This is a genomic window from Nonomuraea soli, assembly GCF_013761175.1.
In the GTDB taxonomy this organism is placed as follows: Bacteria; Actinomycetota; Actinomycetes; order Streptosporangiales; family Streptosporangiaceae; genus Nonomuraea; species Nonomuraea soli.
Map to the genome: position 1 here is coordinate 335,045 of NZ_JACDUR010000008.1, position 26,606 is coordinate 361,650.

The following is a 26,606-nucleotide window of genomic DNA, read 5'->3' on the forward strand; positions in this document are numbered from 1 at the left end:
CCGGAGGTGTCTCCGGAAGTAGCGACGGTTCTGCGTGCGAACGCGCCCTTATTAGCCCGGATGCGCAACGGCTGGGTGCCCTCCCGTGACCGCCGCCGCGTGCTCGCCCGCACCGGCTGGAAGATCGCCAGGGTGATGGCGGCCCTGGGCGCGCTGGTGATGGCCCTGATCCTCTTCGACGCGACGATCCTGGCGCCCTTCGCGCTGGTCATGCTGGGCCTGTCGCTGCTGTTCTTCGGCTCGCTCGTCAAGGGCGACCCCGTCAGCGAGGGCGACCGGCGGGCGGCGGCCGAGTGGAAGGTCTACGAGCAGGCGCGCGACCACCAGGGCAAGTACGTCCTGCTGGACCGTTTCGACGACGCCTCCATCCGTCTCATGCGCCGCGCCCAGATCGCCGTCGACTCCGTGATGAGCTCCACGGTCAACGAGGAGGGCCTGCTCGACGACGCCCGCAACGCCGTGATGCTGCCCGCGCAGGAGTGGGAGATCGCCCGCCTGCTGTCGAAGTTGTCCGGCCTGCGGGTCGAGCACAAGGAACTCGTCGCGGGAGAAGTCACCCCCGAGGTCAAGGCGGTGGCCGAGCCGCTGTCGCGGGCGCTCGACAGCAGCGAGGCGGCGGTGATCGCCCGCGTGGAGGCGCTGGAGAACTACGCCCTCCATGTGGCCGAGGCCGAGCGTGCCTACCGCGCCCAGCACCAGATCGAGCAACTGCGGGCCAAGCTGCCGCGCTACGAGGAACTGCTCGCCGAGTCCGGCGCCGAGGACTACATCGAACCCGAGATCGCCCGCCTGTCCGACGACGCCGACCGCCTGGAGCAGGCCCTGAGACGCAGCGTGCTCTCGGCCCAGGACGCCTTCCGCTACCTGGAGAAATGATCGGCGATGGACCTCGTGGTCGACCCGCGGACACCGGAGACGCAGGCCCGGTTCCTGCGGGAGAGCACGGCCACGCTGGAGCTCATGCGGCACGGCTGGGTGCCCGCCAGGACCCATCCCGACCACGGCGCGGCGGCCTACCTGGTGCTGCTGTTCGTACCGCCCGGCCTGCTCCTGATGAGCGACCTGACCCTCCTGCTGCCGTTCGTCCTCTTCGTCACGGTGGTCGTCCTCGCCTTCTGCGCCGTGCCCTGGAGCGAGGGCCGGATGACCGACCACGCCCGCTACGAGCGCCTGCGGGTGCTGGCGGGCCACTACGTCCTCGTCGACGGCCTGGACGCCGACTGCGCCCGTCTGTGGGCCAGGACCCGGGCGGCCCTGGCCGTGGCACGCGGCAGCACGGCGCTCGACGCCGGCGGCGAGCTGGCCCTGGGCCACCTGGAGTGGCAGGTCGCCCGCCTGCTGACCAGGCTCTCCGACCTGCGCGCCGAACACGCCCAGCTGGTCACCCCCGAGATCGAGGAGGTCGCCAGACCCCTGACCTCGGTGCTGGAGCGCAGCAGGGCGGGTGTGGAGGCCAGGGTGGCGTGCCTGGAACGCCTCGCCGAGGCCGAACGCACCCGCGCCTGGCTCGGCCGCCTCAGCACGGCCGTGCCGCGCTACCAGGAGCTGCTCGACGACGCGCTCGACTACCAGGGGAGGTGAGGTCCGATGGACGTCGTGGTGGATCCGGAGGTGCCGGAGGAGGACGCCAGGGTCCTGAGGGAGAGCACCGGGCTGCTGGCCCGCATCCGTAACGGCTGGGCGCCCCGCAGGTTGTCGTCGCGCCGCCTCGGCCTGGGCAGCGCGCTCATCATGGGTCTGATGGGCTTCCTGGCCGTCTGCACTCTGATGATCTTCATCGGGCTCGCGAGGACCGGTCCCGGCCTGACGATCCTGGGGTTCGTCGGCTTCATCATCTTCACCGCCGCCTTCATCAACCAGCCGGTCGACGCCGAGGACGAGGAGGAGGCCGCCGACCGTGAGATCTACGAGCGCGCGCGCCGCCACCACGGCCGTTACGTGCTCGTCGACGACCTCGACGAATCCTCCGCCCGGCTGCTGAACCGCACCCGCGGCGCCATCCGCGCCATCACCGGCGCCGCCGTCAACGCCGACGGGCTGCTCGACACCGCCAGCAACGCCGTCACCCTGCGCGCCCAGGAGTGGGAGATCGCCCGGCTGCTCGCCAAGCTCTCCAGCCTGCGCGGCGAGCACCGGCGCACCATGGCCAAGAACCTGGCCCCCGAGGTGGCGGCGATCGCCGAACCCCTGGGCAGGGCCCTGGAAGCCAGCGAGAACGCCGTGGTGCGGCGGGTCGAGGCCCTGGAGGGTTACGCCGCGCACGTGGCCGAGGCCGAGCGTGCCTACCAGGCCCATCTGCAGGTGGAGGAACTGCGCGCGCGGCTGCCCAAGTACGAGCAACTCGTGGCCGAGGCGGGGGCCACGGCCGTGCCCGAGCTCGAACGCCTGTCCGACGACGCCGAGGCCCTCCAGCGGGCGCTCGGACGCACTCTGGAGTCGGCCCGTGACGCCTTTCGCTACCTGGATGGCTGACAGCCCGGCGAATCCCGCCATAGGATCGCGCAGTAATGGATGTCGTAGTTGATCCAGGAGTGCCGGAAGAAGAGGCGCGGCTGCTCCGAGAGAACGGTGACCTCTTAAGAAGGTTCCGCACGGGCTGGGTCCCCGACGGACGGCGAAAGCGCCTCATGGGCAAGGTCCCCGACCTGGCCGTGATCGGCGTCGTGACGGCCGTCCTGTTCATGGCGGGCGTCGCGATGGACGGGCCGCTGATCCTCGCGTTCGTGGGGCTCCTGGCGTTCCTCGCCTACTACATCCGGCTCAGCGCCCAGCAGGAGGAGTCGCGGGCCCGCGAGATCTACGACCAGTCCCGCTGGCACGAAGGCCGCTACGTGCTCACCGCCGACCTGGACGAGGCGTCGCAGCGCCTGCTCAAGCGCGCCAGGGACGCGATCACCACGGTCACCGGCTCGATGGTCAACGCCCAGGGGCTGCTCGACGACGTGCGCAACGCCGTCATGCTGCCCGCCCAGGAATGGGAGATCGCCCGGCTGCTGGCCAAGCTGTCGGACCTGCGGGGCAAGCACCGCGAGACGGTGTCGCACGGGCTCAGCCCCGAGGTGGCCGCGGTGGCCGAGCCGCTGGCCAAGGCGCTCGACAGCAGCGAGGCCGCCGTGGTGGCGCGGGTCGAGGCGCTCGAACGCTACGCGATGCACGTGGCCGACGCCGAGCTGGCCTACATCGCCCATCACCAGGTCGAGGAACTGCGCAGCAGGCTGCCGCAGTACGAGGAGCTGGTGGCCGAGGCGGGCGCCACGGCCGTACCCGAGCTCGACCGGCTCACCGACGACGCGGGGGAGCTGGAGCAGGCGCTGCGGCGGAGCCTCAGCTCCGCCCACGACGCCTTCCGCTACCTGGGCCAGTGACGCCCCGACCCTGGCGTCTTCCGCTACTCGGGCCTGCGCACGGCTACTCGGGCTTGCGCACGGCTACTCGGGCTTGCGCACGACGCCCGCGTGCGCCTGGGCCGCCGTCTGCAGCAGCAGGTCGGCCAGCGCGTCGGCCGCGTCGACACGCCCGATCTTGCGCGCCGCCTCGCCCATCGACGCCCGCAGCGCCGGATCGGCCAGCAGCGGCATCAGCTCGCCCAGCAGGTCGTCGGCGGTGGGCTTGGGCTCCAGCAGCGCCCGCGCCGCCCCCGACTCGGCCAGGTAGCGGGCGTTCTTGCGCTGCTCGTCGCCCCCGGTCGGGATCAGCGGGATCAGCACCGACGGCTTGCCGATGGCGGTCAGCTCCGACACCGTGCCCGCCCCGCTGCGCGAGATGACCACGTCGGCGGCTGAATAAAGGTCGGGCAGCTCGGCGCCCACGTAGGGCAGCGGGTGGTAACGCTCGGCCAGCTCGGGCGGCAGCTGGATGGCTCGCATCCGCTCGATCCAGGCCGGCCCGCACTGGTGCACGACCTGCGCGTGCGGCAGCAGGCGCGGCAGCAGCTCGGAGATGAGCGTGTTGATCTGCAGGCTGCCGGTCGCGCCGCCGGTGACGTAGATGACCGGCACCTCGAAGGTGAGCCCGAAGTAGTCGTAGGCCGCGGCCCGGTTGCCGTGGAGCAGCTCGGGGCGGACCGGGTTGCCCGTGACCACCACGCGGTCGCGCACGCTCTCGGGCAGGTGCGCCATCGACGAGACGTGGCTGACGGCGATGGCGGTGGCGAACCGGGCCAGGATGCGGTTGGCCAGCCCCACGACGGTCGTCTGCTCGTGCATGACCAGCGGCCGCCGGATGATCTTCGCGGCCAGCCCGATCGGCACGGCGACGTAGCCGCCGGTCGACAGCACCACGTCGGGAAGGTAGCGGGCGGCGTGCCCGATGGCCTGCCCGACGCCGAGCGGGATGCGGAACATGTCGGCCACGTTGGTGCCGAGCTCGCGCAGGTTCGGCCGGCGGCGCAGCTTGCCGGTGGTGATCGCCTTGAACGGGATGCCGTGCTCGGCGGTGATGCGGGCCTCCAGCCCGCCCGCAGTGCCCACCCACAGGACGTCGTGCGGGATGCCCCGCTTCTGCAGGGCGGACAGGGTGGTGAGCGCCGGATAGGTGTGTCCTCCGGTGCCACCGCCGGTGATGAGCAGTCGCATGCGATCAGATTATGGCCGGGAGCCGTGGTGTCGTGACTCCCGGAGGGGGTAGTCGGCAGGAATGTCGACCATCTCCCGCATCGCCGAACTGCGCCATGGACGAGCTCTGCACACGATTGGCAGCCTGTTCACCGGTGAGCTGGAGCCGCTCGGCCACGAGCCGCTGGGCGTGCCCGTGCTCGACGGCGGAGGCAGGCGCGAGGTGATCGTGCGATTGTCCAAGGGCCTGTCGTTGCCGGGCGGCATGCCGGACGTCCTCGGCATCGCGATCAAGATCCCGGGAGGCGGCGCCGACGGGGGCGATTTGGACCTGCTGCTGTCGAGCAGCGGCCCGTTCCGCCGCCTGCCGTTCCCGCTGCCCGGCTTCACCAGGGGACGCTTCTCCACGCTGATGCGTCCGCGGCTGACCGCCGAGCCGCTCGACACGGGCCACGACGACGGCGCCGATCCTCGCGACCTGGCCCTGCCGCTGGCCTTCGTGATCAAGCGGGGCCGCACGAGGCTCGCCCTGCTGCGTGTCGTGGAGCCCCGCGAGGGCGAGGCCGACTTCGACCCGGCCGTCAACCAGCACCCGGTGCTGCGCCCGCGCGGCGTGCTGGCCCGCCTGCGCCGGGTGGCCTACGCCCGCTCCCGCGAGGGCCGCAAGGGCCTGCCCAGGGCGAGCGTCGTCGACACCGTACGGCTCGGCGCCCAGGTCCTGGTTCCGACCCTGCTGCAAGGGGTGATCCTGCGGCGGCGGGCGGGCAGCGCCCTGGCCGGGCTGATCGACGCCGACGGCCGTGCCACCCGGCTGCTGCGCCGCCTGCGCGCCAAGCACGGCGACGGCCCGCTGCTGGTGCGCGTGCCGATGCGCGGCTGGCTGCTGCTGCCGCTGACCGAGGCCGACGTGCGCCGGGTCCTGAACGATCCGGCCTTCCACCCGGCCACCAGGGAGAAGCGCGGCGCGCTGTCCCACTTCGCCCCCGAGGGCGTGCTCATCACCGTCGACCCGGAGCTGCGCGGCCGCCGCAGGCGTTTCAACGAGCAGGTGCTGGCCACCGGTGAGCCCGAGCACCCCTTCCACGCGCGCTTTCGCCGGATCGTCGCGGAGGAGATCGCCGAGCTGCCCCGCGAGGGCACGCTGACCTGGGACGCCTTCGGCGCGGCGCACTGGCGGATCGCCCGGCGTATCGTGCTGGGCGACGCCGCCCGCGACGACGAGGAGCTCACCTGGCTGCTCAACCGCCTGCGCGGCGACGCCAACTACTCCTACGTGCGCGGCCACCGCACCGATGTGCGCGCCCGCTTCGCGCGACGCCTGTCGCGTCACCTCGACCGGGCGGAGGACGACAGCCTGGCCGCGCTGGTGCGGTCCACGCCCGCCGCGCCCGACGTGGACCCGGACGGCCAGGTGCCGCACTGGCTGTTCGCCTTCGACGCCGCGGGCATCGCCGCCTACCGGGCCCTGGCGCTGCTGGCCGGGAATCCGGAGGCCGGCGCTCGCGAGGCCGTGCGCGAGTCGGTGCGCTTGTGGCCGACGACCCTGGTGATCCTGCGCGACAGCCCGCGCGGCGCGATGGTGGCCATTCACAGCCCTTACGCCAACCGCATCGAGGGCGACGACTTCCAGCCGGGCTCGTCGGCCGGCGTTCCCTTCAGCGACGGCCACGGCCGCTGCCCGGGTGAGGATCTGGTGATGCTCGTGGAGAGCATGGTCGTCGAGGAGTACCTGCGCTCGCGCGATATCGAGGGACCCGATCTGCCGGTGGCACTGCCCGGCAGCCTCGACCACTTCACCCTCCGCTTCGCCGTCCGCCCGGCCGAGCGGTAGCGTGCGGCCATGCGACTCGGAGTACTCGATATCGGCTCGAACACGGTCCATCTGCTCGTCGTTGACGCCCATCGTGGGGCCAGGCCGTTGCCCGCGTACTCCCACAAGGAGGAGCTGCGCCTGTCGGAGCTCCTCGACGACGGCAACAAGCTGGCCAAGCACGCCGTCGAGCGGCTGAGCGAGTTCGTGGCCGAGGCCCAGCAGCTGGCCGAGGACAAGGGCGTGGAGGACTTCATGGCCTTCGCCACCTCCGCGGTGCGCGAGGCCTCCAACGGCGAGGAGGTGCTCGCCGAGATCAACGCCCGGTGCGGTCTCGACATCCAGGTGCTCAGCGGCCACGAGGAGGCCAGGCTGACGTTCCTGGCGGTGCGGCGCTGGGTGGGATGGTCGGCGGGGCGGCTGCTCGCCTTCGACATCGGGGGCGGCTCCCTGGAGATCGCGACGGGGATCGACGAGGAACCCGACGCGGCGATCTCGCTGCCGCTGGGCGCCGGGCGGCTGACCCGCGCCTGGTTCACCGCCGACCCGCCCTCCGCCGACGAGGTCCGCAAGCTGCGCAGGCACGTGCGCGCCGAGATCGCCCGCACGGTGGGCGGCGTGGCCCGTTACGGCCAGCCCGACCGGGCGGTGGCTACCTCCAAGACCTTCAAGCAGCTGGCCAGGATCGCCGGGGCCGCCCCCTCCGGCGACGGGCTCTATGCCCCGCGCACGCTCACCCGCGAGTCGCTGGCCGACTGGGCGCACAAGCTGCCCAGGCTGAGCGCCAAGGAGCGGGCGGAGCTCTCGGGCGTGTCGGCGGGCCGCGCGCTGCAGTTGGCGGCCGGGGCGATCGTGGCCGACGCCGCGATGGACCTGTTCGAGGTGGAGCGCCTGGAGGTCTGCCCCTGGGCGCTGCGCGAGGGTGTGATCCTGCGCCGTCTCGACGCGCTGCCCGATCAGAAGACCGACAGCGGCGCGCCCGGCTCGTAGCTCAGCTTCTTCTCCAGGCAGACCACCGCGCCGTTCTCGTGGCGGTTGTCGAAGCGCACGTCGTCGGCGAGCGCCCGCATGATCTGCAGCCCTCGCCCGCTCTCCGAGGCGGGCGAGGGGGCGGTCATGGCGGCCGGGTCGAAGCCGTGGCCGGTGTCGACCACCCTGATCGTGCACAGATCACGCTGGACGGCGGCGCTGACGGTGTACTCGTCGGCCGGATCGGCGTGTTTGATCACGTTGGAGCAGGCTTCGGTCAGCATGAGCTCGATGTCGTCGCGGATGGTCGACACGACGCCCAGAGACGCCAGAGCGGCGTCGAGCATCCGGCGGATGAGCGGGACACTGGCGGCGTCGCGGGGGAGCCGCAGGGCGATCGTTGCCTCCATGAGCAACCTCTTGCCCCATATCCGCTGCCCCAATCGCCCCTTCAGCGCTCTACGAGGTCGAGGGCCACTTCCAGCGCGGCGGCCTGACGCTCCTGAGCGCTCAGTTCGCGGTTTTCGGCCAGGAACAATCCGGCGTGCAGGGTGAACAGCGCCATCGCCCTGCGCAGCCGTACGGCATGCGGCTCGTCGGGCTCGCTCAGCTGCTCCACCAGCGCGATCATGCGCTCCTTGATGCCCCTGGTGGTCGGGTGGCCGCGCAGGGAGGTCTGGTTGCGCTCCAGGAAGTGCATGACCGTGCTGTGGCGGCCGGTGTAGAGCTGGTCGGCGTAGCGTTCGACCAGCTCGCGCCGCGTGTGGGCGTCCTTGGGCCGGCTCTTGGCCCATTCCAGCAGTCTGTCGAGCTCGGCGACGCGCTCTTCTATGAGGCTCAGGACGATGTCGTCCTTGGTCTTGAAGTGGTAGTACAGCGCCGCCTTGGTCACTCCGAGCTGCTCGGAGATCTCGCGCAGCGACGTGGCCTCGTAGCCCTTCTCGATGAACAGCTCGAGGGCGATCTGCTGGATCCGCGTCCGCGTGTCTTCCCGCACGGTGCTCCATTGTCCTGGAAGTCGGAACTTACTTGACGACCGGCTAGGGGGAAATCTACTGTTTCATGGAACTAGCCGGTCGGCAAGTAAGGGGGAATCCGGTACATGGCCAGAAATCGTGAGGTCATGGTCGTCCTGCCAGGACTGATGCTGGCGATGGTCCTGGCCATGCTCGACAACATGATCGTCGGCACGGCCATGCCGCGCATCGTGGGCGAGCTCGGCGGGCTGACGCACCTGTCCTGGGTGGTGACGGCCTACGTGCTGGGCGCCACGGTCTCCACCCCCATCTGGGGCAAGGTCGGCGACATCTTCGGCCGCAAGACCATCTTCATCATCTCGATCGTGCTGTTCATGATCGGCTCCGTGCTCTGCGGCATGAGTCAGGACATGGGCCAGCTCATCGCCTTCCGCGCGATCCAGGGCCTGGGCGCCGGCGGCCTGATGGTCAACGTGATGGCGATCATCGGCGACCTGGTGCCGCCGCGCGAGCGGGGTCAGTACCAGGGCATCATGGCGGGCGTCATGTCGCTGGCCATGATCGCCGGACCGCTGGTCGGCGGCTTCATCACCGACCACCTCGACTGGCGCTGGGCCTTCTACGTGAACCTGCCGGTCGGCTTCGTCGCCCTGGCGCTCATCGTGGCCAAGCTCCACCTGCCCCAACGCTCGGCCACCGTGAGGATCGACTGGCTGGGCGCGATCGTGCTCACCATCGGCGTCACCGCGCTGGTGCTGATCACCTCGTGGGGCGGCAACGACTACGCGTGGGGCTCCTGGCAGATCCTGTCGCTCGCGGCCGTCGCGGTCGTCAGCCTGGGCCTGTTCGTCGCCGTCGAGCGCCGCGCCGCCGACCCGATCCTGCCGCTGACGCTCTTCCGCGACCGCAACTTCACGCTGATCACGATCATCGGCTTCCTGCTCGGCTTCGCGATGTTCGGCGCGATCAACTTCCTGCCGCTGTTCCAGCAGACCGTCCAGGGCGCCTCGGCGACCAACTCCGGCCTGCTCCTGCTGCCGATGATGGCCGCCGCCATGGTGATCTCGATCTTCGTCGGCAAGCGGATCACGGTGACCGGGACGTACAAGATCTACCCGATCATCGGCGGTGTCGGCATGGTGGCGGGCGTGTGGCTGCTGTCGCTCATGGACATCAACACCCCTGCCTGGCAGACCGGCCTGTTCATCGCCGTGCTGGGCGTGGGCATGGGCTTCCTGATGCAGACCACCATGCTCATCGCGCAGAACAGCGTCGAGCCCAAGGACATGGGCGTGGCCAGCAGCACCTCGACCTTCTTCCGTTCCATCGGCGGGTCGTTCGGCGTGTCGCTGTTCGGCGCGATCTTCAACAACCACTTCCTCGACGGCCTCACCCAGCACTTCGGCGCCCAGACGGCCGACCAGCTGGCCAAGGGCGGCGGGCAGATGAACCCCGCGGCGCTGGCCGCCCTCGACCCGTCGGTCAAGCAGGGCGTGCTCGAATCGCTGGCGACCGCCATCTCCGGGCTCTTCTGGTGGGCGATCGTCTTCGCCGTGGCCGTGCCGGTGCTGGCCGTCTTCATCAGGGAGATCCCGCTGCGCGGCGCACCGGAGCAGGTCAAGGCTGCGGTGGCAGAGTGAACATGCGGTCGAGCGCCGTCATGCGCAGCAGGTTGCGCAGGTAGGGCGTCAGGGCGGTGAGCTGGAGCGCCGCCCTGGCCTCGGCCGCCCGATGGTGCAGGCGGATCAGCGCCGCCAGGCCCGAGGAGTCGATGAACGACAGGCCGCCCAGGTCGAGGTCGATGCGGCTGAGGCCGGGTTCGAGCGGGACGTCGCCGAGCTGGGCGGCGGAGGTGTAGTCGAGGTCGCCGCTCAGCACCATCAGGACCGTGGCCGTCTCGGGAGTCTCCAGGTCGATCCGCAGCATTCTTCTCAGTCTAGTGACCTGCGAGAAAACCTGAGGCGTCAAGGGCCACTCGCTGTGCACAATCGGGCCCATGGATACCTACGAGCTCCGCAGACCGCGTGTCGAGGACGCCCAAGAGATCTTCGAGCTGGCCGCGGCCTGCACCGTCGAGTCGATCGGCTTCGCCGACGTGACGCTCGACGACATCGCCGACGAGCTCGTCGAGCCCGGCTTCGACCGCGAACGCGACGGCTGGCTCGCCTGGCGCGACGGCACCCTGGTCGCCTGGGCCTGGGCCTGCCGCAAGGGCGACAGCGACAACGTCGACATCGAGGTGCTGGTCCGGCCGGGCACGCCGGACGACCTGGCGCCCCGCCTGTGGGAGCTGGTCCTCGGGAGGGCCCGCGAGATCGCGGCCGAGCTCGGCCACGACTCGGTCACCACCGACATCGGCATCTACCGTCCCGACACGGCCCAGCGCGAGCTGGCGGCCCGCCACGGCTTCGCGCCCGCCACCTCCTTCCACCGCATGCGCATCGACTTCACCGGCCCCGTCGAGGCTCCCGAGCTCCCCGCGGGCCTCACGCTGCATCGCGGCGAGAGCGAGGAGGTGCTGCGCGAGGCCCACCGGGTGCAGCAGGAGGCCTTCGCCGAGCACTTCGGCTTCGTCAAGACGAGTTTCGAGGAGTGGTTCGCCCGCCGCGACGCCTCGGCCAGCACCGACTGGTCGCAGGCGCTGCTGGCGCGCATCGACGGCGAGCCCGCCGCGCTCGTCATCGGCACCGACCAGTTCGCCGAGGACGAGGACTGCGGCTACGTGCTCACGCTGGCCGTACGGCCCGCCTACCGCGGTCGCGGCCTGGGCAGGTTCCTGCTGCGTACGGCTTTCGCCGAGGACCACGCGCGCGGGCGCAAGGGCACGCTGCTGCACGTCGACTCCAACAACACCACCCCGGCCCTGGGCCTGTACACCTCGGCCGGCATGCGGCCGGTCCTGGTGATCGACGTCTGGCGCCTCAGCCTGAAGGTGCGAACGTGAAGTGCTCGACGACCACGAGGTCGTCGTCGGTGAGCGGCTCGTTGAGGTAGGGCGCCCAGAAGTCCTCGTGCGCCGCCCGCCAGGCGGCGGCGTCGGCGAAGCCCTCGCCCTCGGCGTGGGCCACGTCGTCGCCGACCTGGCCCAGGGGGACCAGCTCGACCCTGACGACCTCGACGATGCCGCGCACGCCCGAGCTGTCGGCCAGCAGGAAGCGCCCCGGCTCGGGCAGCGGATCGCCGTCGCCGTAGAAGAGCTTCAGGCTGGAGGTGGCGCTCTTGACACCGCTCACCACCGCGGCGACGAGGCGGTCGCGCATCTCGCCGGGCACCCCGAGGTCGTAGATCTCCACCCGCCCATTGTGGGCCATCGGTCAGGCGAGCGGGTGGACGGCGCGGTTGGGCGTGAGGCTGGAGGTGGCCTGGGCGCACAGGCGTCCGTCGGCGCCGGTGACGGTGGCCTGGGCCAGCAGCCGGGTGCGTCCCCGGTGGGTGACGGTCCCGGTGACCAGGTAGGTCTGGCCGACCTGGACCGGGCGCAGGTAGTCGACGTTGAGGTTCATGGTGAGGTGCAGGGTCGGCTGGGGTGCGGCGCTGCCGCAGGCCATCCCGCAGGCGTCGTCGAGCGCGGTGGCGATGTAGCCGCCGTGGACGACCCCCGAGCGGTTGGTCAGGGCGGCGCCCGGCCGCCACTCCAGGTGGACGCTCCCCGGTTCGACGCGGCTGAGCCGCAGGCCGAGGTGGGCCAGATGGGGGGAGGACTCGACGGTCCCCTCCGCGATGGCGCGCAAGAAGTCTGCTCCGGTCACCGACACGCAGGCCAGCGTAATGGAATCTTGTTCTGATGCGGTCTGGCGGGGTGCGCACCGGGCAGGTTATACGTATAAACGTGTACAAGGACAAGAATCGCCCGGTCGCCGAGCGCGTCGAGGACCTGCTGGCCAGGATGACCCTGGAGGAGAAGGCCGGCCTGCTCTTCCAGACGATGGTCTTCTTCGGCGGGCCGGTCGACCAGATCGACGAGCACGCGATGACCCACTTCAACATCCTGGGCAGCGGCTCGCCGCGCGAGATGGCCGAGTGGCACAACACCCAGCAGGAGCGGGCCGCCGCCACCCGGCTGGGCATCCCGGTGACCTTCTCCACCGACCCCAGGAACTCCTTCTCCAGCAACCCCGGCGCCGCGATCATGGCCGGGGCGTTCTCGCAGTGGCCGGAGCCGACGGGCCTGGCGGCGATCGGTGACGAGGCCCTGGTCGAGCGCTTCGCCGACATCGCGCGGCAGGAATACCTGGCCGTCGGCATCAGGCTCGCCCTGCACCCGCAGATCGACCTGGCCACCGAGCCGCGCTGGGCCAGGGTGAACGCCACCTTCGGCCAGGACGCCGACCTCACCTCGCGCCTGGTCAAGGCCTACATCCGGGGCTTCCAGGGCGAGCGGCTCGGACCTGGCAGCGTCGCCTGCATGACCAAGCACTTCCCCGGCGGCGGCCGCAGAAGGACGGCGAGGACCCGCACTTCTCCTACGGCCGCGAGCAGGTCTACCCGGGCGGCAACTTCGACTACCACCTCAGGCCCTTCGAGGCCGCCTTCGAGGCGGGCACCAGCCAGATCATGCCCTACTACGGCATGCCGGTCGGCACGCAGTACGAGGAGGTCGGCTTCGGCTTCAGCAAGGGCGTCATCACCGGCCTGCTGCGCGAGCGCTACGGCTTCGACGGCATCGTCTGCACCGACTGGGGGCTGCTCACCGACGCCGAGATCATGGGCCAGGAGATGCCCGCGCGTGCCTGGGGCGTGGAGCACCTGACCCCGCTGGAGCGCGCACGCAAGGCCCTCGAGGCCGGAGTGGACCAGTTCGGTGGCGAGCAGTGCCCCGAGCTGATCGTCGAGCTCGTGCGCGGCGGGGCGGTCGGCCAGGAGCGCATCGACGCCTCCGTGCGCCGCCTGCTGCGCGAGAAGTTCGTGCTGGGCCTGTTCGACGACCCCTACGTGGACCCCGGCAGGGCCAAGGAGATCGTCGGCCGCGACGACTTCGTCCAGGCCGGGCTCGAGGCCCAGAGCGCCTCGCTGACGCTGCTCAAGAACGGCCCGCTGCCCCTGGCGGAGGGCACCGCGATCTACGTCGAGGGCATCGACGCCGCGACCGCCTCCGCCTACGGCAAGGTCGTGGCCACCCCCGGAGAGGCACAGGCCACGCTCGTCCGGCTGTCCGCGCCGTACGAGCCGCGCGAGGGCGGCTTCGAGGCCTTCTTCCACTCGGGCAGCCTGGCCTTCCCGCGGGCGGAGATCGACCGGCTGGAGCGGCTGAGGCCCACGGTGCTCGGCCTCCACCTGGAGCGTCCCGCGGTCTTCCCCGAGATCGACCAGGCCTGCCAGGCCGTGCTGGCCGACTACGGAGCCCGTGACGACGCCTTCCTCGACGTGGTCTTCGGCCGCAGGTCACCGCGCGGGCGGCTGCCGTTCGAGCTGCCGCGCTCGATGGCCGCCGTGGAGGCGAGCAGGCCCGACGTGCCGGGCGACACCGCCGACCCGCTCTACCCGTACGGTCACGGCCTCGCCTACTGACCGGCGGGTACGGCACGCAGCCAGGTGCGGTCCTCGGTCAGGAACCGGTCGCGGACCAGCCCCGCCGTTCCCAGCTCGGCGGCCAGCTCCTCGTCGGTGAACTGGCGCGACTCGAAGGACTGGGTCCAGGCCCGCTCGCCGTGGGTGTAGCGCATCGTGGCGGAGAACAGGTGCGGCTCGACGCGCTCCACCCGGTCCATGACGATCCCGATCGGGCCCGTCGTGCGGCCCATGCCGGGCGCCCACCGCTCGTGCGTCTCGTACGGCTGCCACTGCACGAGCACCGAGCCGCCGGGCGCCACGTGCCGGGCGCACGCGGCCAGGAAGGCGCGCCTCAGGCCGTCGTCGGGAGTGTTGAGGAGGAAGGAGGCCAGGACCACCCCGTCGAAGCGGCGGCCCAGATCCAGCTCCTGCACCCTGGCCTGGACGGTCTCGGCGCCTCGCACGTGCGCCAGCATCTCGGCCGACTCGTCGACCGCGACGACCGACAGGCCCTTGGCCAGCAGCGCGTGGGTGACGCGGCCGACACCGGAGCCCAGCTCCAGCAGGGACGCCCCGGCGGGCACGGCCGAGGCGATCACCTCGGCCTCGTCGTCGGCGTCGAGAAGGAGGTAGAACTCCACGGGGGAGCCGTCGGGCGTGATCGCGCCAGGACCGGTACCGGTGTTCATGACCGTGACCCTAGGCTGTGCGCGTGCCGTCCGCGCTGCGTCATCTCCTGGGAGCCGCCATCGGCCTGCTCGCCGCTCCGGTGGCCTTCTACGTGACCGAGGCGGGGGCCAGGGCCCTGCGCGCCGCGCTCGCCGGGTTCGTCCCGGGGTGGACCGGCCTGGCCTGCCTGTCGGCGGTGGCGGTGCTCGGCGCGGCGCTGACCTGCTGGCCTGGGCTGTCGCCGCTGGCCGCGGCGTGCTGCGGGGTGCCGCTGGCCGTGGTGGGGGCGCTGTTCGCCACCGAGCCCGAGGTGGCCACCGCTCTGGCCCGCGGCCTGCCGTACCCGCCGATCCTGCCGGACCCGGGCGAGCCCGCCGGGGCCGTGGCCGGTCTGACCGGGCTGTACGTGCTGCTCGGCGGCCTGCTCACGGTGTCGGCCGCCCGGCTATGGTGGCGTCGTGAGTCGTAGCCCCGATCGGCGCAGAGCCCTGCTTGACGCGGCCGACAGGGTGATCCTGCGGGAGGGGCACGAGGCGTCCATGGCGCTCATCGCCACCGAGGCGGGCGTCACCAAACCGATCCTCTACCGCCACTTCGGCGACAAGAGCGGGCTGTACGAAGCGCTGGCCGACCGGCACGTCCGCACCGTGATCGCGCACCTGCTGCCCGAGCTGGCCGGCCCCGGCGACCTGCGCCGGCGCACGCGCGCGACGATCGCCGTCTACCTCGACCTGATCTCGGCCAACCTCAACCTCTACCGGTTCCTGTTCCACCGGGCCAGCGCCGAGGACAGCCGCATGCGCTCCCACATGACCTCGCTGGTGCGCAGCCTCGGCGAGGAACTGGGACGGCTGCTGGCCGCCGAGGGTGTGGTGCGCGACCCGGTGCGCGCCCAGGTGCTCGGCCACGCCTTCGTCGGCATGGTGCAGACCACCGGCGACTGGTGGCTGGAGCACCCGGAGGTGGAGCGTTCCGCGGTGGTCGACGGCCTGGCCGACGCCATCGTGGCGGCCTTCACAGCAGGTTGAGCAGGTCCCACTCGGTCTCGCACACCCGCCGCCCGATCGCGGCCAGCTCGACCGACCTGGCGCCGCCCTCCAGGTGCCGCATCGCCTGCATGACGCAGATGACGCCCCACTTGAGCACGCCGAAGGTCTCCCACCAGCGCAGCGCCGCCGGATCCACCCGCCGCCCGCCCGCCTTCTCGTAGGCCGCGACCAGCGTGTCGTAGTCGCCGAACCCGCCCACCGGGCGCGGCGAGCCGAACCGCCAGGCCCTCACGCACAACCAGCCCAGGTCCTCGATCGGGTCGCCGACGTGGGCCAGCTCCCAGTCGAGCACCGCGCGCAGGCCCTCCGGGCCGACGACGAGGTTGCCGTTGCGGAAGTCGCCGTGCACGACCGCGATGCCGCCGGGGTCGGGACGGGTCTCGTCCAGGCGGCGGAAGGCCAGCTCGAAGGCGGGATGCGCCCGGCCGGTGAGGTCGAGCACGTCGCGCCACTGGCGCAGCGGGTCGGGGGGCGGGTCTTCGGCCACGGCGGTCAGGGGCATGCGGTGGATCGCCGCCAGGGCGGCGCCGCACTGCTCGGTCAGGCTCTCGCGCGCTCCGGCGAACTCCGGGTCGCGAAGGATCTTGCGCGGGATGGTCTGGCCGTCGACGCGGCTCATCAGAAGGTAGGGCCGCCCCGCCGTGCCCTCGGCGACGATGCGGGGGACCGGCACGCCCGTCTCGGCGGCCGCGCGCATCAGCCGCGCCTCGGCGGCCAGCCCGGATCCCGCCCCCGTCTCCAGGGCCGTTCCCGGGCCGTCCATCCTGAGCACCAGCTCGTGCGTGACGCCGCCCGCCCGCACGTCGAGCGACCAGGTCTCGCGCGAGGCGCCGCCGGGCAGCCGGACCGCCGACGAGACCCGCGCCTGATCGCCGAAGACCTCGTGAACGACGCCGGCGGCCGGGTCGCCCGCGCTCGTCATCGGGCGAACTCCCACGAGCCGCCGGCGGCGTAGGTGCCCAGGACGCGCCGCCCGACCGAGTCGATGTGCACCTCGTCGGGTCCGTCGTAGATCCGGCCGGCCCGCGCGTGACGGTACATCCGGTCCAGCGGGGTGTCGGGCGTCAGTCCCGCCGCGCCGTACACCTGGATGGCCCGGTCGATGACGGCGTGCAGCATGCGCGCGCCCACCACCTTGATCGCCCCGATCTCCACGCGCGCGTCGGAGCCGCCGTCGACGGCGTGGGCGGCCTGCAGGGTGAGCAGCCTGGCGGCCTGGATGTCGGTGTAGGAGTCGAAGACGTGCTGGCGCATCAGCTGCTTGCGCGCCAACGGCTCGCCGAAGGCGGTGCGCTCGTGCAGCCTGCGGCACATCAGGTCGAAGGCGCGCTGCGCCTGGCCCAGCCAGCGCATGCAGTGGAAGATGCGGCCGGGGCCGAGCCGCTTCTGGGCGATGACGAAGCCGTGGCCGCGCGGCCCGAGCAGGTTGCCAGCGGGCACGCGCACGTCCTCGTAGCGCACCTCGCAGTGCCCGCCCGACAGGCCCAGCACCGGCGTCTCGCGCACGATGCGGTAGCCGGGCGTGCCGGTGGGGACCACGATCATGGAGAAGGCCAGGTGCGGGGGAGCGTCGCTCTCGGTGCGGCACATGACGGTGGTGTAGGCCGCGCGGGAGGCGCCCGTGGTGAACCACTTGTGCCCGTTGATCACCCATTCGTCGCCGTCGAGCACCGCGCTGGTCCGGATCTGGGTGGGGTCGCTGCTGGAGACCGCCGGCTCGGTCATCGCGAAGCTGGGCCAGATGTCGCCGCGCACCAGCGGTCGCAGGTAGCGCTCCCGCTGCTCGTCCGAGGCGTGCTCGTGCAGCATGAGGGAGTCCTGCAGGGTGAAGGTGCCCAGGGCCAGCTGGCCGTACTCACTGCGTCCCTGCACCTCGTTGACGTAGACGTAGTCGAGGAAGCCGAGCCCGCCGCCGCCCAGTTCGCGCGGGTGGCCCAGCGCCCACAGGCCCTCCTTCTTGGCCTCCTCCTGAAGTTCGCGCAGAATGGATGCGTCGCCGGAGTGCAACGCCTCCTCGGCGGGTTCGACTCGTTCGGTCATGAAGGCCAGCACGGCCTCACGGACGGGGCGGACACGGTCGGGTACGGCAAAGCTCATGCTCCGGATCACAACGCAGAACCGTTGCACGGTCAACATCCTGTAATTCCTACCAAAACTATGGGATAATTGGGACGTGAACACCCCGCTGAGCGTGGCCGTACGGGCCGAGCGCCTGATCGGGCCGGGACCGGGCCTGTCCCTGTATTCGGGCGAGGCCGGGATCGTGCTGTTCCAACTCGACCTGGCGACCGCTACGGGCAGGGCCGACCACCTGGCGCGAGCACGCGAGGGTGCGCGGCGCCTGGTCGCCGCCTGGCCCGAGCACCGCGACGACCTCACCCTGTACAGAGGGCTCGCCGGCGTCATGATCGCCCTCCTGGAAGCGGGCTGGGTGCTGGGCGGCGGCGAGTTCGAGCAGGCCGCCGCCGACATCGCCGAGCTGATCGCCGCCCGGGCGGGCGCCGGGGGCCTGTCCGGGGACTGGTTCGGCGCCTCCGACGACTACGTCGGCTGGACCGGCGAGCCCGCGCTGCGCGGCGACGGCGGCATCGTCCTGTCGCTGCTGCGCGCCGGGGCCGAACTGGGCCTGCCCGCCTGCACGGCGATCGCCGTCGAGGTGGGCCGCCGCATCGCCGGCCGTCCCGTGCCCGGCCACCGGCTCGGCGCCCGCGCCGGACTGCCGGACGACTCCGTCACGCCCGGCTTCCTGTCGGGCACGGCGGGCACCGTGTACCTCCTGGCGCGCCTGCACGCCGTCACCGGCGACGAGTCGTTCCTGCGCGCGGCCCGCAGTGGAGCGGCCTTCATCCGTGAGGTCAGCACGCTGACCGACGGCGCCGCCGTGGTGCCGCACCACCTGCCCCAGGGGCGCGACCTGTTCGCCGTCGGCTTCTGCTCGGGATCGGCCGGGGTGGCGCGGGCCTTCTTCGAGCTCTATCGCTCCGGCGGCGACTCGCGCGATCTGGAGTGGGCCGAGCTCCTCGCCCGCGGGATCGAGCGCCACTGCCGCGAGCAGGGCATGCCCGACGCCTCCTGCCAGTGTTGCGGGGTGGCCGGGCTGCTGGAGCTGTTCGTCGGCCTGTGGGCCGGCACGGGCAGATCCGCCCACCTCGACACGGCCCACCGGCTGGCGGGCGAGCTGGTGAGCCGGGCCGGCGACCCCGACGGCGCGGGCCTGCGCTGGCCGCGCACGACCAAGCCGGGCTACCTGCCCGGACCCGCCGGCATCGCAGCCGCCCTGCTGCACCTGCACGCGGCCGGCCAGGGGGAGCGGGCGGCGCGGTTGCCGCTGCTGCCCGACAACCCCTTTCCCGCCATACCCGTCCCCCTGAGCGTCGGGCACTGACCCTCAGACCTTCGTCCCGGCCAGCAGGGCGGTCGTGCGCTTCTGCTCCTCGGGCGTGCCGATGGGGACGGCCAGCAGTTCGGTCGCGCCCGCGCCCGCCAGCCGTCCGAGCTGCTCGACGACGTCCGCCTCGTCGCCGGCCACGATGACGTCGGCGGGTCCGCGCGCGCCGCCGCGCTCCAGGATCGCCCGATAGGCGGGCAGCTCGCCGACCACCGCGAACCGCTCGGCGACCATCGATCGCACGCCCGCCTCGTCGCCGGTGACGCACACGCAGACCGTCGCCACCACCCGAGGGGCGCCGCCGCTCAGGGCGGGGACCACGTACGACTCCAGCGCCTCCGGTCCCGCCCAGGTGGTGACCACGCCGTCGGCCAGCTCGCCGGCGATGCGCAACGACGCCGGTCCCAGCGCCCCGACCAGCAGCGAGGGTGCCGTCGTGCTCACGCCGACCGCGCCTGACGCCTTGAGGGTCTCGCCCTCGAACGCCACGCTCTCGCCGCGCAGCAACGGGGCCAGCACCGACAGGTACTCGCGCAGGTGGCGGGCGGGACGCTCGTACGGCAGGCCGAAACGTCCCTCGACGATCGGCCGGTGGCTGACCCCCACGCCGAGGGTCAGCCGCCCGCCCACGGCCTCCTGCACCGTGAGCGCCTGGGCGGCCAGGGCGAGGGGGTGGCGCGGCTGAGTGGGCACGACGGCGGTGCCGAGCGCCGGGCCGTCCACCGCGCGGCCGACGACCGCCAGCGCGGTGAGGGCGTCCCTGCCGTCGCGCTGGCCCGCCCAGAGGCTGTCGAAGGCGGTGTGGGCGTGGGCGAAGGCGATCATGTCGTCCAAGGACGGGGCGAGCTCGTCGATCCAGAGTCCGATGCGCATCGGCGGGGCCTTTCAGCGGGTGACGGTGACGACGGAACGGGCGGCGGGGCGGTGGACCGCGGTCCACCGCTGGGCGGGCGGATTCTCCGGGCGCAGCAGGCCGCGGTCGATCAGGGTCAGGACCTCGCCGAGCGCCGGGCCGGAGGGCCACTGGCCCCAGAAGGTCTCCAGGGTGCGGCGGGCGGGGGTGACCAGGCCGGCGGGGTCGAGGACCAGGGGGTCGCCTCCCATCGTGCCGACCGCGATCGCCCGGCCGCCGTCGGCCAGCAGGGCGAAGGCCCGGCCCAGCACCGCGCCGCCGACGACGTCGATCACGCCGTCCACGGGCTCGGTGACCTCGTCGAGTGACGCCACCACCTCGCCCGCCCCGGGCGGCAGCGGCGTGGGGGAGGGCGGCTGGGCGCCGGAGGGCCGGGCTGGGGGTGCCTGTGTGGAGGGCGGCTGGGCGCCGGAGGGTTGGGCCAGGGGCGCCTGTGCGGGGGAGGGCGCGTGGGTGGCGGGTGGCGGCGCGGCGGTGCGGGTGGCGGCGATCACGTGGGCGCCCGACAGGGCCGCCAGCTGGACCGCGTACCAGGCGACCGCTCCGGAGGCGCCCGTGACCAGGACGCGGCGGCCGAGCACCGGACCGAGCCGCCGGACGGCCTGCAGCGCGCTGAGCCCCGGCACCGCCAGGGCGGCGGCCTGCTCCAGCGTCACCGACTCCGGCACCACTGCCAGATCACCCGCGCGGAAGGCGGCCAGCTCGGCCCAGGCTCCTGGCCGGTCGCCCAGCGCGACGACCCTGGCGCCGGGCGCCGGGCCGGAGCCGTCGGCCGCCTGCCGTACGACCACGCCCGCCGCCTCGAACCCCCACACGCCTCCCTCGCCCAGCACCGCCGGCGCGTGGACGGCGTCACGTCCGGTGACGACGACGGCGTGGACCTCGACCAGCGCCTGGTCGGGTCGTGGATCGGCGGCGGGCCGCTCGGCCAGGACGAATCCGTCCCCGGAAACCGTGAGAGCACGCATAATAAAACCCCCTGAACGACAAGGTTTGAAAAATTGAACCGAGTAGTTCAGTGAAGCTAACATGTCCGTATGCACGACGGCAATCGGCCCAGAGGCCGCATCGACAAGCGCGAGATGATCGTGGAGGCGGCCTTCCGCGTGTTCGCCCGCGAGGGCTACGCGCAGGCGAGCGTCGACGTGATCGCGGCCGAGGCGGGCGTGGCCAAGCCGACGATCTACGCCCATCTGGGCGGCAAGGAGCAGATGTTCCGGGAGGTCATCAGGTCCACGGCGGCGCGCGGGATCGCCAAGTCGTCGGCGGTGCTCACCGAGCTGCCCGCCGACCCGCCCGACCTGCGTGAGGCGCTCATCGCGGTCGCCTGGGGCCTGGTCGGCTGCTTCCAGGACGAGCGCTCGGCGGCCCTGCGCAGGCTGCTGAACGCCGAGATCGTGAGATTTCCGGACCTGTTCGACCTGATCCGCGCCGACGCCGTCGACCCGTTCAACGAGGCCCTGGCCGGGCGCCTGGCCAGGTTCGCGCACGCGGGCAGGCTCACCCTCGACGACCCGGTGCGGGCGGCCAGCCAGTTCGTGGCCCTGATCACCGAGGAGCTGCCGATGTTGTCGGCCTTCGGCACCCGCCCGATCCCGCGCGAGAAGCTGGAGGAGATCGTCGTGTCGGGGGTCGACCTGTTCCTGCGCGCCATGCGATAAAGGCGGGCATGGAGCCTCACGACGCCCCCACGGCCGCGCAGCTGCTGGCCGCCGTGCGCGACTTCCTCTCCGACGACGTGCTGCCCGCGGTCGACGGGCGGGTGCGCTTCCACACCAGGGTCGCGATCAACGTGCTCGGCATGGTCGAGCGCGAGCTCGAACTCGGCCCCGAGCAGGCCGCCGAGCACCGGCGGCGGCTGGCGGAGCTGGGCGTGGCCGACGACGCCGAGCTGGCCGCCGCCATACGCGAAGGCCACCTCGACGGTCCTGAGAACCGGGCCGAGGTGGCCGAGCTGGTACGGCAGGCGGTGCGGGCCAAGCTGCAGGTGGCCAACCCCGGCTACCTGGACTGACCGGCGTCGCCTGCCGTACGCCTCTAGTGGGTCAGGTCGAGATCCTTGACCCGCGGGTCGCCCTCGTCGGCGAAGTACTCGTCGCGCTTGGTGGCGTCGACGCCGTCGGCGACCTTGAGCGCGCGCAGCACCACGGTGCCGAGCGCGGCCGCGATCAGGTTGACCGCCAGGGCCAGGATGCCCGCGTAGATGGTCATCTTGGTGTCGAAGCCGAGGTTGCCCAGCGAGAAGGCCGAGCCGCCGAAGTGCAGCTTGCCGCTGGCCGGGTTCGGGATGGTGTAGAGCATCCACATGCCCGCGGCCATGCCCAGGGCCCAGCCGATGAGCAGGCCGCCCTTGTGGAACCACCGGGTGTACAGGCCGAGCGCCACCGCCGGCAGCGTCTGCAGCATGATGACGCCGCCGATGAGCTGCAGGTCGATGGAGAACTGCGGGTCGAGCAGGAGGATGCACAGCACCGCGCCGACCTTGACGAGCAGCGAGACGATCTTGGAGACCTGCGCCTCCTGCTTGTCGCTGGCCTGCTTGTTGATGTACTCCCGGTAGATGTTGCGGGTGAACAGGTTCGCCGCGGCGATCGACATGATCGCGGCCGGCACCAGGGCGCCGATGGCGATGGCGGCGAAGGCGACACCGGTGAACCAGTCGGGGAACATCTGGTCGAACAGGTTCGGCACGATCGTGTTGCCGATCGGCTTGCCGTTCTCGCCGACCGTGGGCTTGGTGCCCGCGGCGATGGCCATGTAGCCGAGCAGGGCGATCAGGCCCAGCAGCAGCGAGTAGGCGGGCAGGGCCGACATGTTCCGCTTGACGACGTTGCGGTTCTTGGCGGCCAGCACGCCGGTGAGGCTGTGCGGGTACAGGAACAGCGCCAGCGCCGAGCCGAAGGCCAGCGTGATGTACTGCAGCTGGTTGCCGGCGTTCAGGATGATGCCGTCACCGGGAGCCGGGGTGGCCGCGAACTTCTCGGCCGCCCTGTCGAAGACGATGTCCCAGCCGCCCAGCTTGACCGGGATGTAGATGATCGCCACCAGGATCACGACGTAGATGAGCGTGTCCTTGACGAAGGCGATCAGCGCCGGGGCGCGCAGGCCCGACTGGTAGGTGTAGGCGGCCAGGATCAGGAAGGCCACCACGATCGGCCAGTGGCCGGTGATGCCCATCGACTGCAGCACGGCCTCGATGCCGACCAGCTGGAGCGCGATGTAGGGCATGGTGGCGACCAGGCCGGTGATGGCGATCACCAGGGCCAGCATCGGCGAGCCGAAGCGGGCGCGCACGAAGTCGGCCGGGGTGACGAAGCCGTGCACGTGCGAGACCGACCACAGGCGGCACAGCACGAGGAAGACCAGCGGGTAGATGATCACCGTGTACGGCACGGCGTAGAAGCCCATCGCGCCCGCGCCGAAGACGAGGGCGGGCACGGCCACGAACGTGTAGGCCGTGTAAAGGTCGCCGCCGACGAGGAACCAGGTAATCCAGGAGCCGAAATTGCGGCCACCCAGACCCCACTCGTCCAGGCTGTCGATGGAATCGGGCCGGCGCCACCGGGCGGCGACGAAGCCCATTCCGCTGACAAGGGCGAACAGGACGACGAAGACGACGATCTCAGTGGTCATTTCGTCATCCTGTAAACGATCGTGGTGCACGCGACGCCGAGCGCGATGAAGGCCAGCTGCAGCCAGTAGAACAGCGGGAAGCCGAGCAGGCGCGGCTCGTCGGAGTTGAACAGGAACGTCAGCAGCGGTACCACGATGGGCACGAACAAGAGCCAGTTCCACCGGCTCTTGTCAGTCCGGGTGGTCATCTTTTCTCCGTGGAGTCAGGGGGTGTGACGGGGTCGGAGCGTAACGTTTCGGGGGATTTAATCCCAATGGCCTCTGTATTACAGTTCGGCCAAATCGTCCCAGCTCTTGAGATGGAAGCCGCTTTACGGGCGTGACATTCGGGTCTAGCGTCGAAGTCAACTGATCGTCAGGAGCCCCCATGTCCTCGATCACGCTCACGCCGGCCGCCCTCGACGCCCTGCGCGGGGACGAGGTCGTCTACTTCGACTGGCACGTGACCGGACTGTGCTGCGCGGACGCGGGGGAGTTCTCCGTGCGGGCGCTGCGCCGTACCAAGGTCCCGAGAAGAGCGCGGCGGCTCGGCGATCAGGTCTACGCCCACCCCACCGCCTGGGTGCACCTCGCCGAACTGACCGTCGCCGTGGACTGCCGGCCGCTGGGCCGGTGGCGGCGCTTCATTAGCGACCTGCCACCCGACGCGGGCCTGCGCAGTTGCCTAGGGAGGCTGACTCGGTGAAGGTGCGCTCCATCATCGTCTGGACGGCGGTCGCGCTGGTGGGCGCGGCCGGGTGGGCGGTGCTCGCCCTGTCCAGAGGTGAGAACGTCAACGCGGTCTGGCTGCTGGCCGCCGCACTCGGCTCCTACGCCATCGCCTATCGCTTCTACGCCCGGTTCATCGTCAAGAAGGTGCTGCGCGCCGACGACAGCCGGGCCACCCCCGCGGAACGGCTCGACAACGGCATCGACTTCCAGCCCACCGACAGGCGCATCCTGTTCGGACACCACTTCGCCGCCATCGCCGGGGCCGGCCCGCTCGTCGGCCCGGTGCTGGCCGCCCAGATGGGCTACCTGCCCGGCACCATCTGGATCGTTGCCGGCGTGATCTTCGCCGGCGCGGTGCAGGACATGGTGATCCTCTTCTTCTCCATGCGCCGCAACGGCCGCAGCCTCGGGCAGATGGCCCGCGACGAGATCGGCCCGATCGGCGGGGTCGCCGCGCTGATCGCGGTCTTCGCCATCATGATCATCCTGCTCGCCGTCCTGGCCCTGGTGGTCGTCGGCGCGCTGGCCCAGTCGCCCTGGGGCGTCTTCTCCATCGCGATGACCATCCCGATCGCCCTGTTCATGGGCTTCTACCTGCGGGTCATCAGACCGGGCGCGGTCGTCGAGACCACCCTGATCGGCGTGGCCCTGCTGGTCCTGGCCATCGTCGCGGGCGGCTGGGTGCAGGAGTCGTCGTGGGCTCCGGTGTTCACGCTCAGCCCGTCGGCGTTGTCGCTGTGGCTCATCGCCTACGGCTTCGTCGCCGCGGTGCTGCCGGTGTGGATGCTGCTGGCGCCGCGCGACTACCTGTCGACCTTCATGAAGATCGGCACGATCGTCCTGATGGCGATCGGCGTCGCGGTGACCATGCCGGTCATGCAGAACACGGCCTTCACCGACTTCGCCTTCAACGGCAAGGGACCGGTTTTCGCCGGATCGCTCTTCCCGTTCGTCTTCATCATCATCGCCTGCGGCGCGCTGTCGGGCTTCCACTCGCTCATCTCCAGCGGCACGACGCCCAAGATGATCCAGAAGGAGACCCAGGTACGGATGATCGGCTACGGCTCCATGCTGATGGAGTCGTTCGTCGCGGTCATGGCGATGATCGCCGCGTGCATCCTGAGCCCGGGGCTGTACTTCGCGATGAACTCACCCGCCGGGGTCATGGGCGCGACCGTGGAGACCGCGTCGCAGGCCGTCGCCAACCTCGGCTTCGTCATCACGCCCCAGGACCTGCAGGCCGCCGCCGCGGCGGTGGGGGAGTCCACCCTCGTCTCCCGCACCGGCGGCGCCCCGACACTCGCCGTGGGCATCTCGGAGATCTTCTCCGGATTCCTGGGCGGTGACGGGTTCAAGGCCTTCTGGTACCACTTCGCGATCATGTTCGAGGCGCTGTTCATCCTCACCACGGTCGACGCGGGCACCAGGGTCGGGCGCTTCATGCTGCAGGACACCCTCGGCAACGTGTGGAAGCCGATCGGGCGCGTGAGCTGGTGGCCGGGCCTCGTCGCCGCCAGCGCCGTCGTCGTGGCCGCCTGGGGGTACTTCCTCTACCAGGGCGTCAACGACCCGCTCGGAGGGATCAACCAGCTCTTCCCGCTGTTCGGCATCGCCAACCAGCTCCTGGCCGCCGTCGCCCTGACGGTGGCCACCACGCTGCTCATCAAGAGCGGGCGGCTGAAATGGGCCTGGGTGACGGCGGTACCCCTGGCCTGGGACGCCGTGGTGACGCTGACCGCCAGCTACGAGAAGGTCTTCTCCCCGGTGCCGACACTCGGCTTCTTCGCCCAGCGCGACCGCTACCAGGCGGCGCTCGACCAGGGACAGCTGCTGCCTCCGGCCAAGACGCCCGAGGCGATGCAGCAGATCGTGATCAACTCGACGGTCGACGGGATCCTGGCGGCGCTGTTCGCGGTGCTGATCATCATCGTGATCCTCGACGCGGCCAGGGTGTGGGTGAAGGCGATCAGGTCGCCGGCGCCGCTGCCGTCCACGGAGGCGGAGTACGTGGAGTCGAAGATCGTCGCCCCCTCGGGGCTGCTCGCGACGCGGGAGGAGAAGGAACGCATGGCCGCGGCGCCGTAGCCCCGTCGCTATCGTGCGGGGACCCTTGGAGGTCGCCAGTCGGCGCGGCGCACCCGGAGTGCGCCGCGCTGGTGCAGCGCCTGGACGGCGCGCCGGGCGAGCATGTCCAGCTGGGTGTCGGTCAGGAAGACGTGGGTCTCGGCGAGCTCCTGCCGTACCAGCGCCTCGGCGTACCCGAGCGTGGTCTGGTCGCCGGGTTCGACGGCCAGCCCGCGGATCTCGCCCTCGTGCAGGCCAGGGTCGGCGGAGCTGACCCGGAACCCGCAGACCACGCAGGTGCCGGGCTCGGCGAGCTCCTCGTCGGAGCTGGTCCTGGGCCGGTGAGTGAAGTCCACTTTGGCGGGCATCGTGCACCTCCC

30 protein-coding genes and 1 pseudogene are annotated in these 26,606 nt (G+C 71.5%); 17 read left to right on the top strand and 14 right to left on the bottom strand.

Going from position 1 to position 26,606, the window contains the following annotated elements:
• Window positions 1-60 precede the first annotated feature (60 nt).
• The 4 genes from HNR30_RS37710 to HNR30_RS37725 are packed head-to-tail and all read left to right on the top strand — an operon-like array spanning window position 61 to window position 3,365.
• Window positions 61-876 carry a hypothetical protein gene (locus tag HNR30_RS37710; RefSeq protein ID WP_246380019.1) on the top strand — a complete coding sequence of 272 codons (816 nt, stop codon included), beginning with the start codon at window positions 61-63 and terminating at the stop codon, window positions 874-876.
• 6 nt (window positions 877-882) lie between these two features.
• Entirely contained in the window at window positions 883-1,581 is a 699-nt protein-coding gene (locus HNR30_RS37715) for a hypothetical protein (protein WP_181614918.1), read from the top strand.
• A gap of 6 nt (window positions 1,582-1,587) precedes the next feature.
• Window positions 1,588-2,472, top strand: a complete 885-nt coding sequence (locus HNR30_RS37720) for a hypothetical protein (protein WP_181614919.1) — start codon at window positions 1,588-1,590, stop codon at window positions 2,470-2,472.
• Between the two features lie 35 nt (window positions 2,473-2,507).
• Window positions 2,508-3,365 (top strand): hypothetical protein, encoded by an 858-nt coding sequence (locus HNR30_RS37725; protein ID WP_181614920.1) that lies wholly within the window; start codon window positions 2,508-2,510, stop codon window positions 3,363-3,365.
• Between the two features lie 63 nt (window positions 3,366-3,428).
• Here HNR30_RS37725 and HNR30_RS37730 read toward each other — a convergent pair whose 3' ends face one another.
• Window positions 3,429-4,574 (bottom strand): UDP-N-acetylglucosamine--N-acetylmuramyl-(pentapeptide) pyrophosphoryl-undecaprenol N-acetylglucosamine transferase, encoded by a 1,146-nt coding sequence (locus HNR30_RS37730; RefSeq protein ID WP_181614921.1) that lies wholly within the window; start codon window positions 4,572-4,574, stop codon window positions 3,429-3,431.
• Between the two features lie 61 nt (window positions 4,575-4,635).
• Between HNR30_RS37730 and HNR30_RS37735 the strand changes: the two genes are divergently transcribed.
• Together HNR30_RS37735 and HNR30_RS37740 are read left to right on the top strand one after the other, a co-directional pair.
• Complete coding sequence (locus HNR30_RS37735) at window positions 4,636-6,384, top strand: cytochrome P450 family protein (RefSeq protein WP_220134446.1); 1,749 nt, start codon at window positions 4,636-4,638, stop codon at window positions 6,382-6,384.
• Window positions 6,385-6,393: 9 nt separating this feature from the next.
• Window positions 6,394-7,353 (top strand): Ppx/GppA family phosphatase, encoded by a 960-nt coding sequence (locus tag HNR30_RS37740; protein WP_181614922.1) that lies wholly within the window; start codon window positions 6,394-6,396, stop codon window positions 7,351-7,353.
• On the opposite strand, the gene HNR30_RS37745 is transcribed toward HNR30_RS37740, so the two are convergent.
• Both HNR30_RS37745 and HNR30_RS37750 read right to left on the bottom strand, forming a co-directional pair.
• Window positions 7,320-7,742: an ATP-binding protein gene (locus HNR30_RS37745; protein WP_181614923.1), complete on the bottom strand. Its 423-nt coding sequence runs from the start codon at window positions 7,740-7,742 to the stop codon at window positions 7,320-7,322. The two genes, HNR30_RS37740 and HNR30_RS37745, sit on opposite strands and share 34 nt — an antisense overlap.
• Window positions 7,743-7,783: 41 nt before the next feature.
• Window positions 7,784-8,329, bottom strand: a complete 546-nt coding sequence (locus HNR30_RS37750) for a TetR/AcrR family transcriptional regulator (protein WP_181614924.1) — start codon at window positions 8,327-8,329, stop codon at window positions 7,784-7,786.
• A gap of 105 nt (window positions 8,330-8,434) precedes the next feature.
• Here HNR30_RS37750 and HNR30_RS37755 point away from each other — a divergent pair, with 105 nt between their 5' ends.
• Window positions 8,435-9,949, top strand: a complete 1,515-nt coding sequence (locus HNR30_RS37755) for an MDR family MFS transporter (protein ID WP_181614925.1) — start codon at window positions 8,435-8,437, stop codon at window positions 9,947-9,949.
• Here HNR30_RS37755 and HNR30_RS37760 read toward each other — a convergent pair.
• Window positions 9,927-10,235: an STAS domain-containing protein gene (locus HNR30_RS37760; protein ID WP_181614926.1), complete on the bottom strand. Its 309-nt coding sequence runs from the start codon at window positions 10,233-10,235 to the stop codon at window positions 9,927-9,929. The two genes, HNR30_RS37755 and HNR30_RS37760, sit on opposite strands and share 23 nt — an antisense overlap.
• A 70-nt stretch (window positions 10,236-10,305) precedes the next feature.
• On the opposite strand from HNR30_RS37760, the gene HNR30_RS37765 reads away from it, so the two are divergent.
• A complete protein-coding gene (locus HNR30_RS37765) occupies window positions 10,306-11,253 on the top strand; it encodes a GNAT family N-acetyltransferase (RefSeq protein ID WP_181614927.1) in 948 nt (315 codons plus the stop codon).
• Here the strand turns inward: HNR30_RS37765 and HNR30_RS37770 are convergent.
• Window positions 11,231-11,602 carry an ASCH domain-containing protein gene (locus HNR30_RS37770; protein WP_220134447.1) on the bottom strand — a complete coding sequence of 124 codons (372 nt, stop codon included), beginning with the start codon at window positions 11,600-11,602 and terminating at the stop codon, window positions 11,231-11,233. The two genes, HNR30_RS37765 and HNR30_RS37770, sit on opposite strands and share 23 nt — an antisense overlap.
• A gap of 21 nt (window positions 11,603-11,623) precedes the next feature.
• Window positions 11,624-12,064, bottom strand: a complete 441-nt coding sequence (locus tag HNR30_RS37775) for a PaaI family thioesterase (protein ID WP_181614929.1) — start codon at window positions 12,062-12,064, stop codon at window positions 11,624-11,626.
• Between the two features lie 257 nt (window positions 12,065-12,321).
• Here HNR30_RS37775 and HNR30_RS49675 point away from each other — a divergent pair.
• Window positions 12,322-12,693: pseudogene (locus HNR30_RS49675) on the top strand (glycoside hydrolase family 3 N-terminal domain-containing protein); the annotation flags it as partial.
• 170 nt (window positions 12,694-12,863) lie between these two features.
• Window positions 12,864-13,817, top strand: coding sequence for a glycoside hydrolase family 3 C-terminal domain-containing protein (locus HNR30_RS49680; RefSeq protein WP_220134448.1), 954 nt, complete (start codon window positions 12,864-12,866; stop codon window positions 13,815-13,817).
• On the opposite strand, the gene HNR30_RS37785 is transcribed toward HNR30_RS49680, so the two are convergent.
• Complete coding sequence (locus HNR30_RS37785) at window positions 13,811-14,488, bottom strand: class I SAM-dependent methyltransferase (protein WP_181614930.1); 678 nt, start codon at window positions 14,486-14,488, stop codon at window positions 13,811-13,813. The two genes, HNR30_RS49680 and HNR30_RS37785, sit on opposite strands and share 7 nt — an antisense overlap.
• 23 nt (window positions 14,489-14,511) lie before the next feature.
• Here HNR30_RS37785 and HNR30_RS37790 point away from each other — a divergent pair, with 23 nt between their 5' ends.
• Window positions 14,512-14,937, top strand: coding sequence for a hypothetical protein (locus HNR30_RS37790; RefSeq protein WP_181614931.1), 426 nt, complete (start codon window positions 14,512-14,514; stop codon window positions 14,935-14,937).
• Window positions 14,927-15,496 carry a TetR/AcrR family transcriptional regulator gene (locus HNR30_RS37795; protein WP_181614932.1) on the top strand — a complete coding sequence of 190 codons (570 nt, stop codon included), beginning with the start codon at window positions 14,927-14,929 and terminating at the stop codon, window positions 15,494-15,496. The genes HNR30_RS37790 and HNR30_RS37795 overlap by 11 nt, the downstream gene beginning before the upstream one ends.
• Here the strand turns inward: HNR30_RS37795 and HNR30_RS37800 are convergent.
• Window positions 15,483-16,439: a phosphotransferase family protein gene (locus HNR30_RS37800; RefSeq protein WP_181614933.1), complete on the bottom strand. Its 957-nt coding sequence runs from the start codon at window positions 16,437-16,439 to the stop codon at window positions 15,483-15,485. The two genes, HNR30_RS37795 and HNR30_RS37800, sit on opposite strands and share 14 nt — an antisense overlap.
• Complete coding sequence (locus tag HNR30_RS37805; RefSeq protein WP_181614934.1) at window positions 16,436-17,614, bottom strand: acyl-CoA dehydrogenase family protein; 1,179 nt, start codon at window positions 17,612-17,614, stop codon at window positions 16,436-16,438. Before HNR30_RS37805 ends, HNR30_RS37800 begins: the two co-directional genes overlap by 4 nt.
• A gap of 76 nt (window positions 17,615-17,690) precedes the next feature.
• Here HNR30_RS37805 and HNR30_RS37810 point away from each other — a divergent pair, with 76 nt between their 5' ends.
• Window positions 17,691-18,902, top strand: a complete 1,212-nt coding sequence (locus HNR30_RS37810) for a lanthionine synthetase LanC family protein (protein ID WP_181614935.1) — start codon at window positions 17,691-17,693, stop codon at window positions 18,900-18,902.
• Window positions 18,903-18,905: 3 nt separating this feature from the next.
• On the opposite strand, the gene HNR30_RS37815 is transcribed toward HNR30_RS37810, so the two are convergent.
• Together HNR30_RS37815 and HNR30_RS37820 are read right to left on the bottom strand one after the other, a co-directional pair.
• Complete coding sequence (locus HNR30_RS37815) at window positions 18,906-19,778, bottom strand: TIGR03564 family F420-dependent LLM class oxidoreductase (RefSeq protein WP_181614936.1); 873 nt, start codon at window positions 19,776-19,778, stop codon at window positions 18,906-18,908.
• A gap of 12 nt (window positions 19,779-19,790) precedes the next feature.
• A complete protein-coding gene (locus tag HNR30_RS37820; protein WP_181614937.1) occupies window positions 19,791-20,786 on the bottom strand; it encodes an MDR/zinc-dependent alcohol dehydrogenase-like family protein in 996 nt (331 codons plus the stop codon).
• A gap of 69 nt (window positions 20,787-20,855) precedes the next feature.
• Here HNR30_RS37820 and HNR30_RS37825 point away from each other — a divergent pair, with 69 nt between their 5' ends.
• Together HNR30_RS37825 and HNR30_RS37830 are read left to right on the top strand one after the other, a co-directional pair.
• Window positions 20,856-21,479 carry a TetR/AcrR family transcriptional regulator gene (locus HNR30_RS37825; protein ID WP_181614938.1) on the top strand — a complete coding sequence of 208 codons (624 nt, stop codon included), beginning with the start codon at window positions 20,856-20,858 and terminating at the stop codon, window positions 21,477-21,479.
• A gap of 8 nt (window positions 21,480-21,487) precedes the next feature.
• Window positions 21,488-21,832 carry a DUF6285 domain-containing protein gene (locus HNR30_RS37830; RefSeq protein WP_181614939.1) on the top strand — a complete coding sequence of 115 codons (345 nt, stop codon included), beginning with the start codon at window positions 21,488-21,490 and terminating at the stop codon, window positions 21,830-21,832.
• 23 nt (window positions 21,833-21,855) lie between these two features.
• Here HNR30_RS37830 and mctP read toward each other — a convergent pair whose 3' ends face one another.
• Both mctP and HNR30_RS37840 read right to left on the bottom strand, forming a co-directional pair.
• On the bottom strand, window positions 21,856-23,451 hold the full coding sequence (gene mctP, locus HNR30_RS37835) for a monocarboxylate uptake permease MctP (protein WP_181614940.1): 1,596 nt from the start codon (window positions 23,449-23,451) through the stop codon (window positions 21,856-21,858).
• Entirely contained in the window at window positions 23,448-23,639 is a 192-nt protein-coding gene (locus HNR30_RS37840; RefSeq protein ID WP_181614941.1) for a DUF3311 domain-containing protein, read from the bottom strand. The genes mctP and HNR30_RS37840 overlap by 4 nt, the downstream gene beginning before the upstream one ends.
• A 179-nt stretch (window positions 23,640-23,818) precedes the next feature.
• Between HNR30_RS37840 and HNR30_RS37845 the strand changes: the two genes are divergently transcribed.
• Window positions 23,819-24,136, top strand: a complete 318-nt coding sequence (locus tag HNR30_RS37845) for a hypothetical protein (protein ID WP_181614942.1) — start codon at window positions 23,819-23,821, stop codon at window positions 24,134-24,136.
• The gene (locus tag HNR30_RS37850; RefSeq protein WP_181614943.1) at window positions 24,133-26,247 is read left to right on the top strand and encodes a carbon starvation CstA family protein; all 2,115 of its coding nucleotides are present in this window, start codon (window positions 24,133-24,135) and stop codon (window positions 26,245-26,247) included. The genes HNR30_RS37845 and HNR30_RS37850 overlap by 4 nt, the downstream gene beginning before the upstream one ends.
• 8 nt (window positions 26,248-26,255) lie before the next feature.
• Here the strand turns inward: HNR30_RS37850 and HNR30_RS37855 are convergent, their stop codons facing one another.
• A complete protein-coding gene (locus tag HNR30_RS37855; protein WP_181614944.1) occupies window positions 26,256-26,594 on the bottom strand; it encodes a hypothetical protein in 339 nt (112 codons plus the stop codon).
• Window positions 26,595-26,606 lie beyond the last annotated feature (12 nt).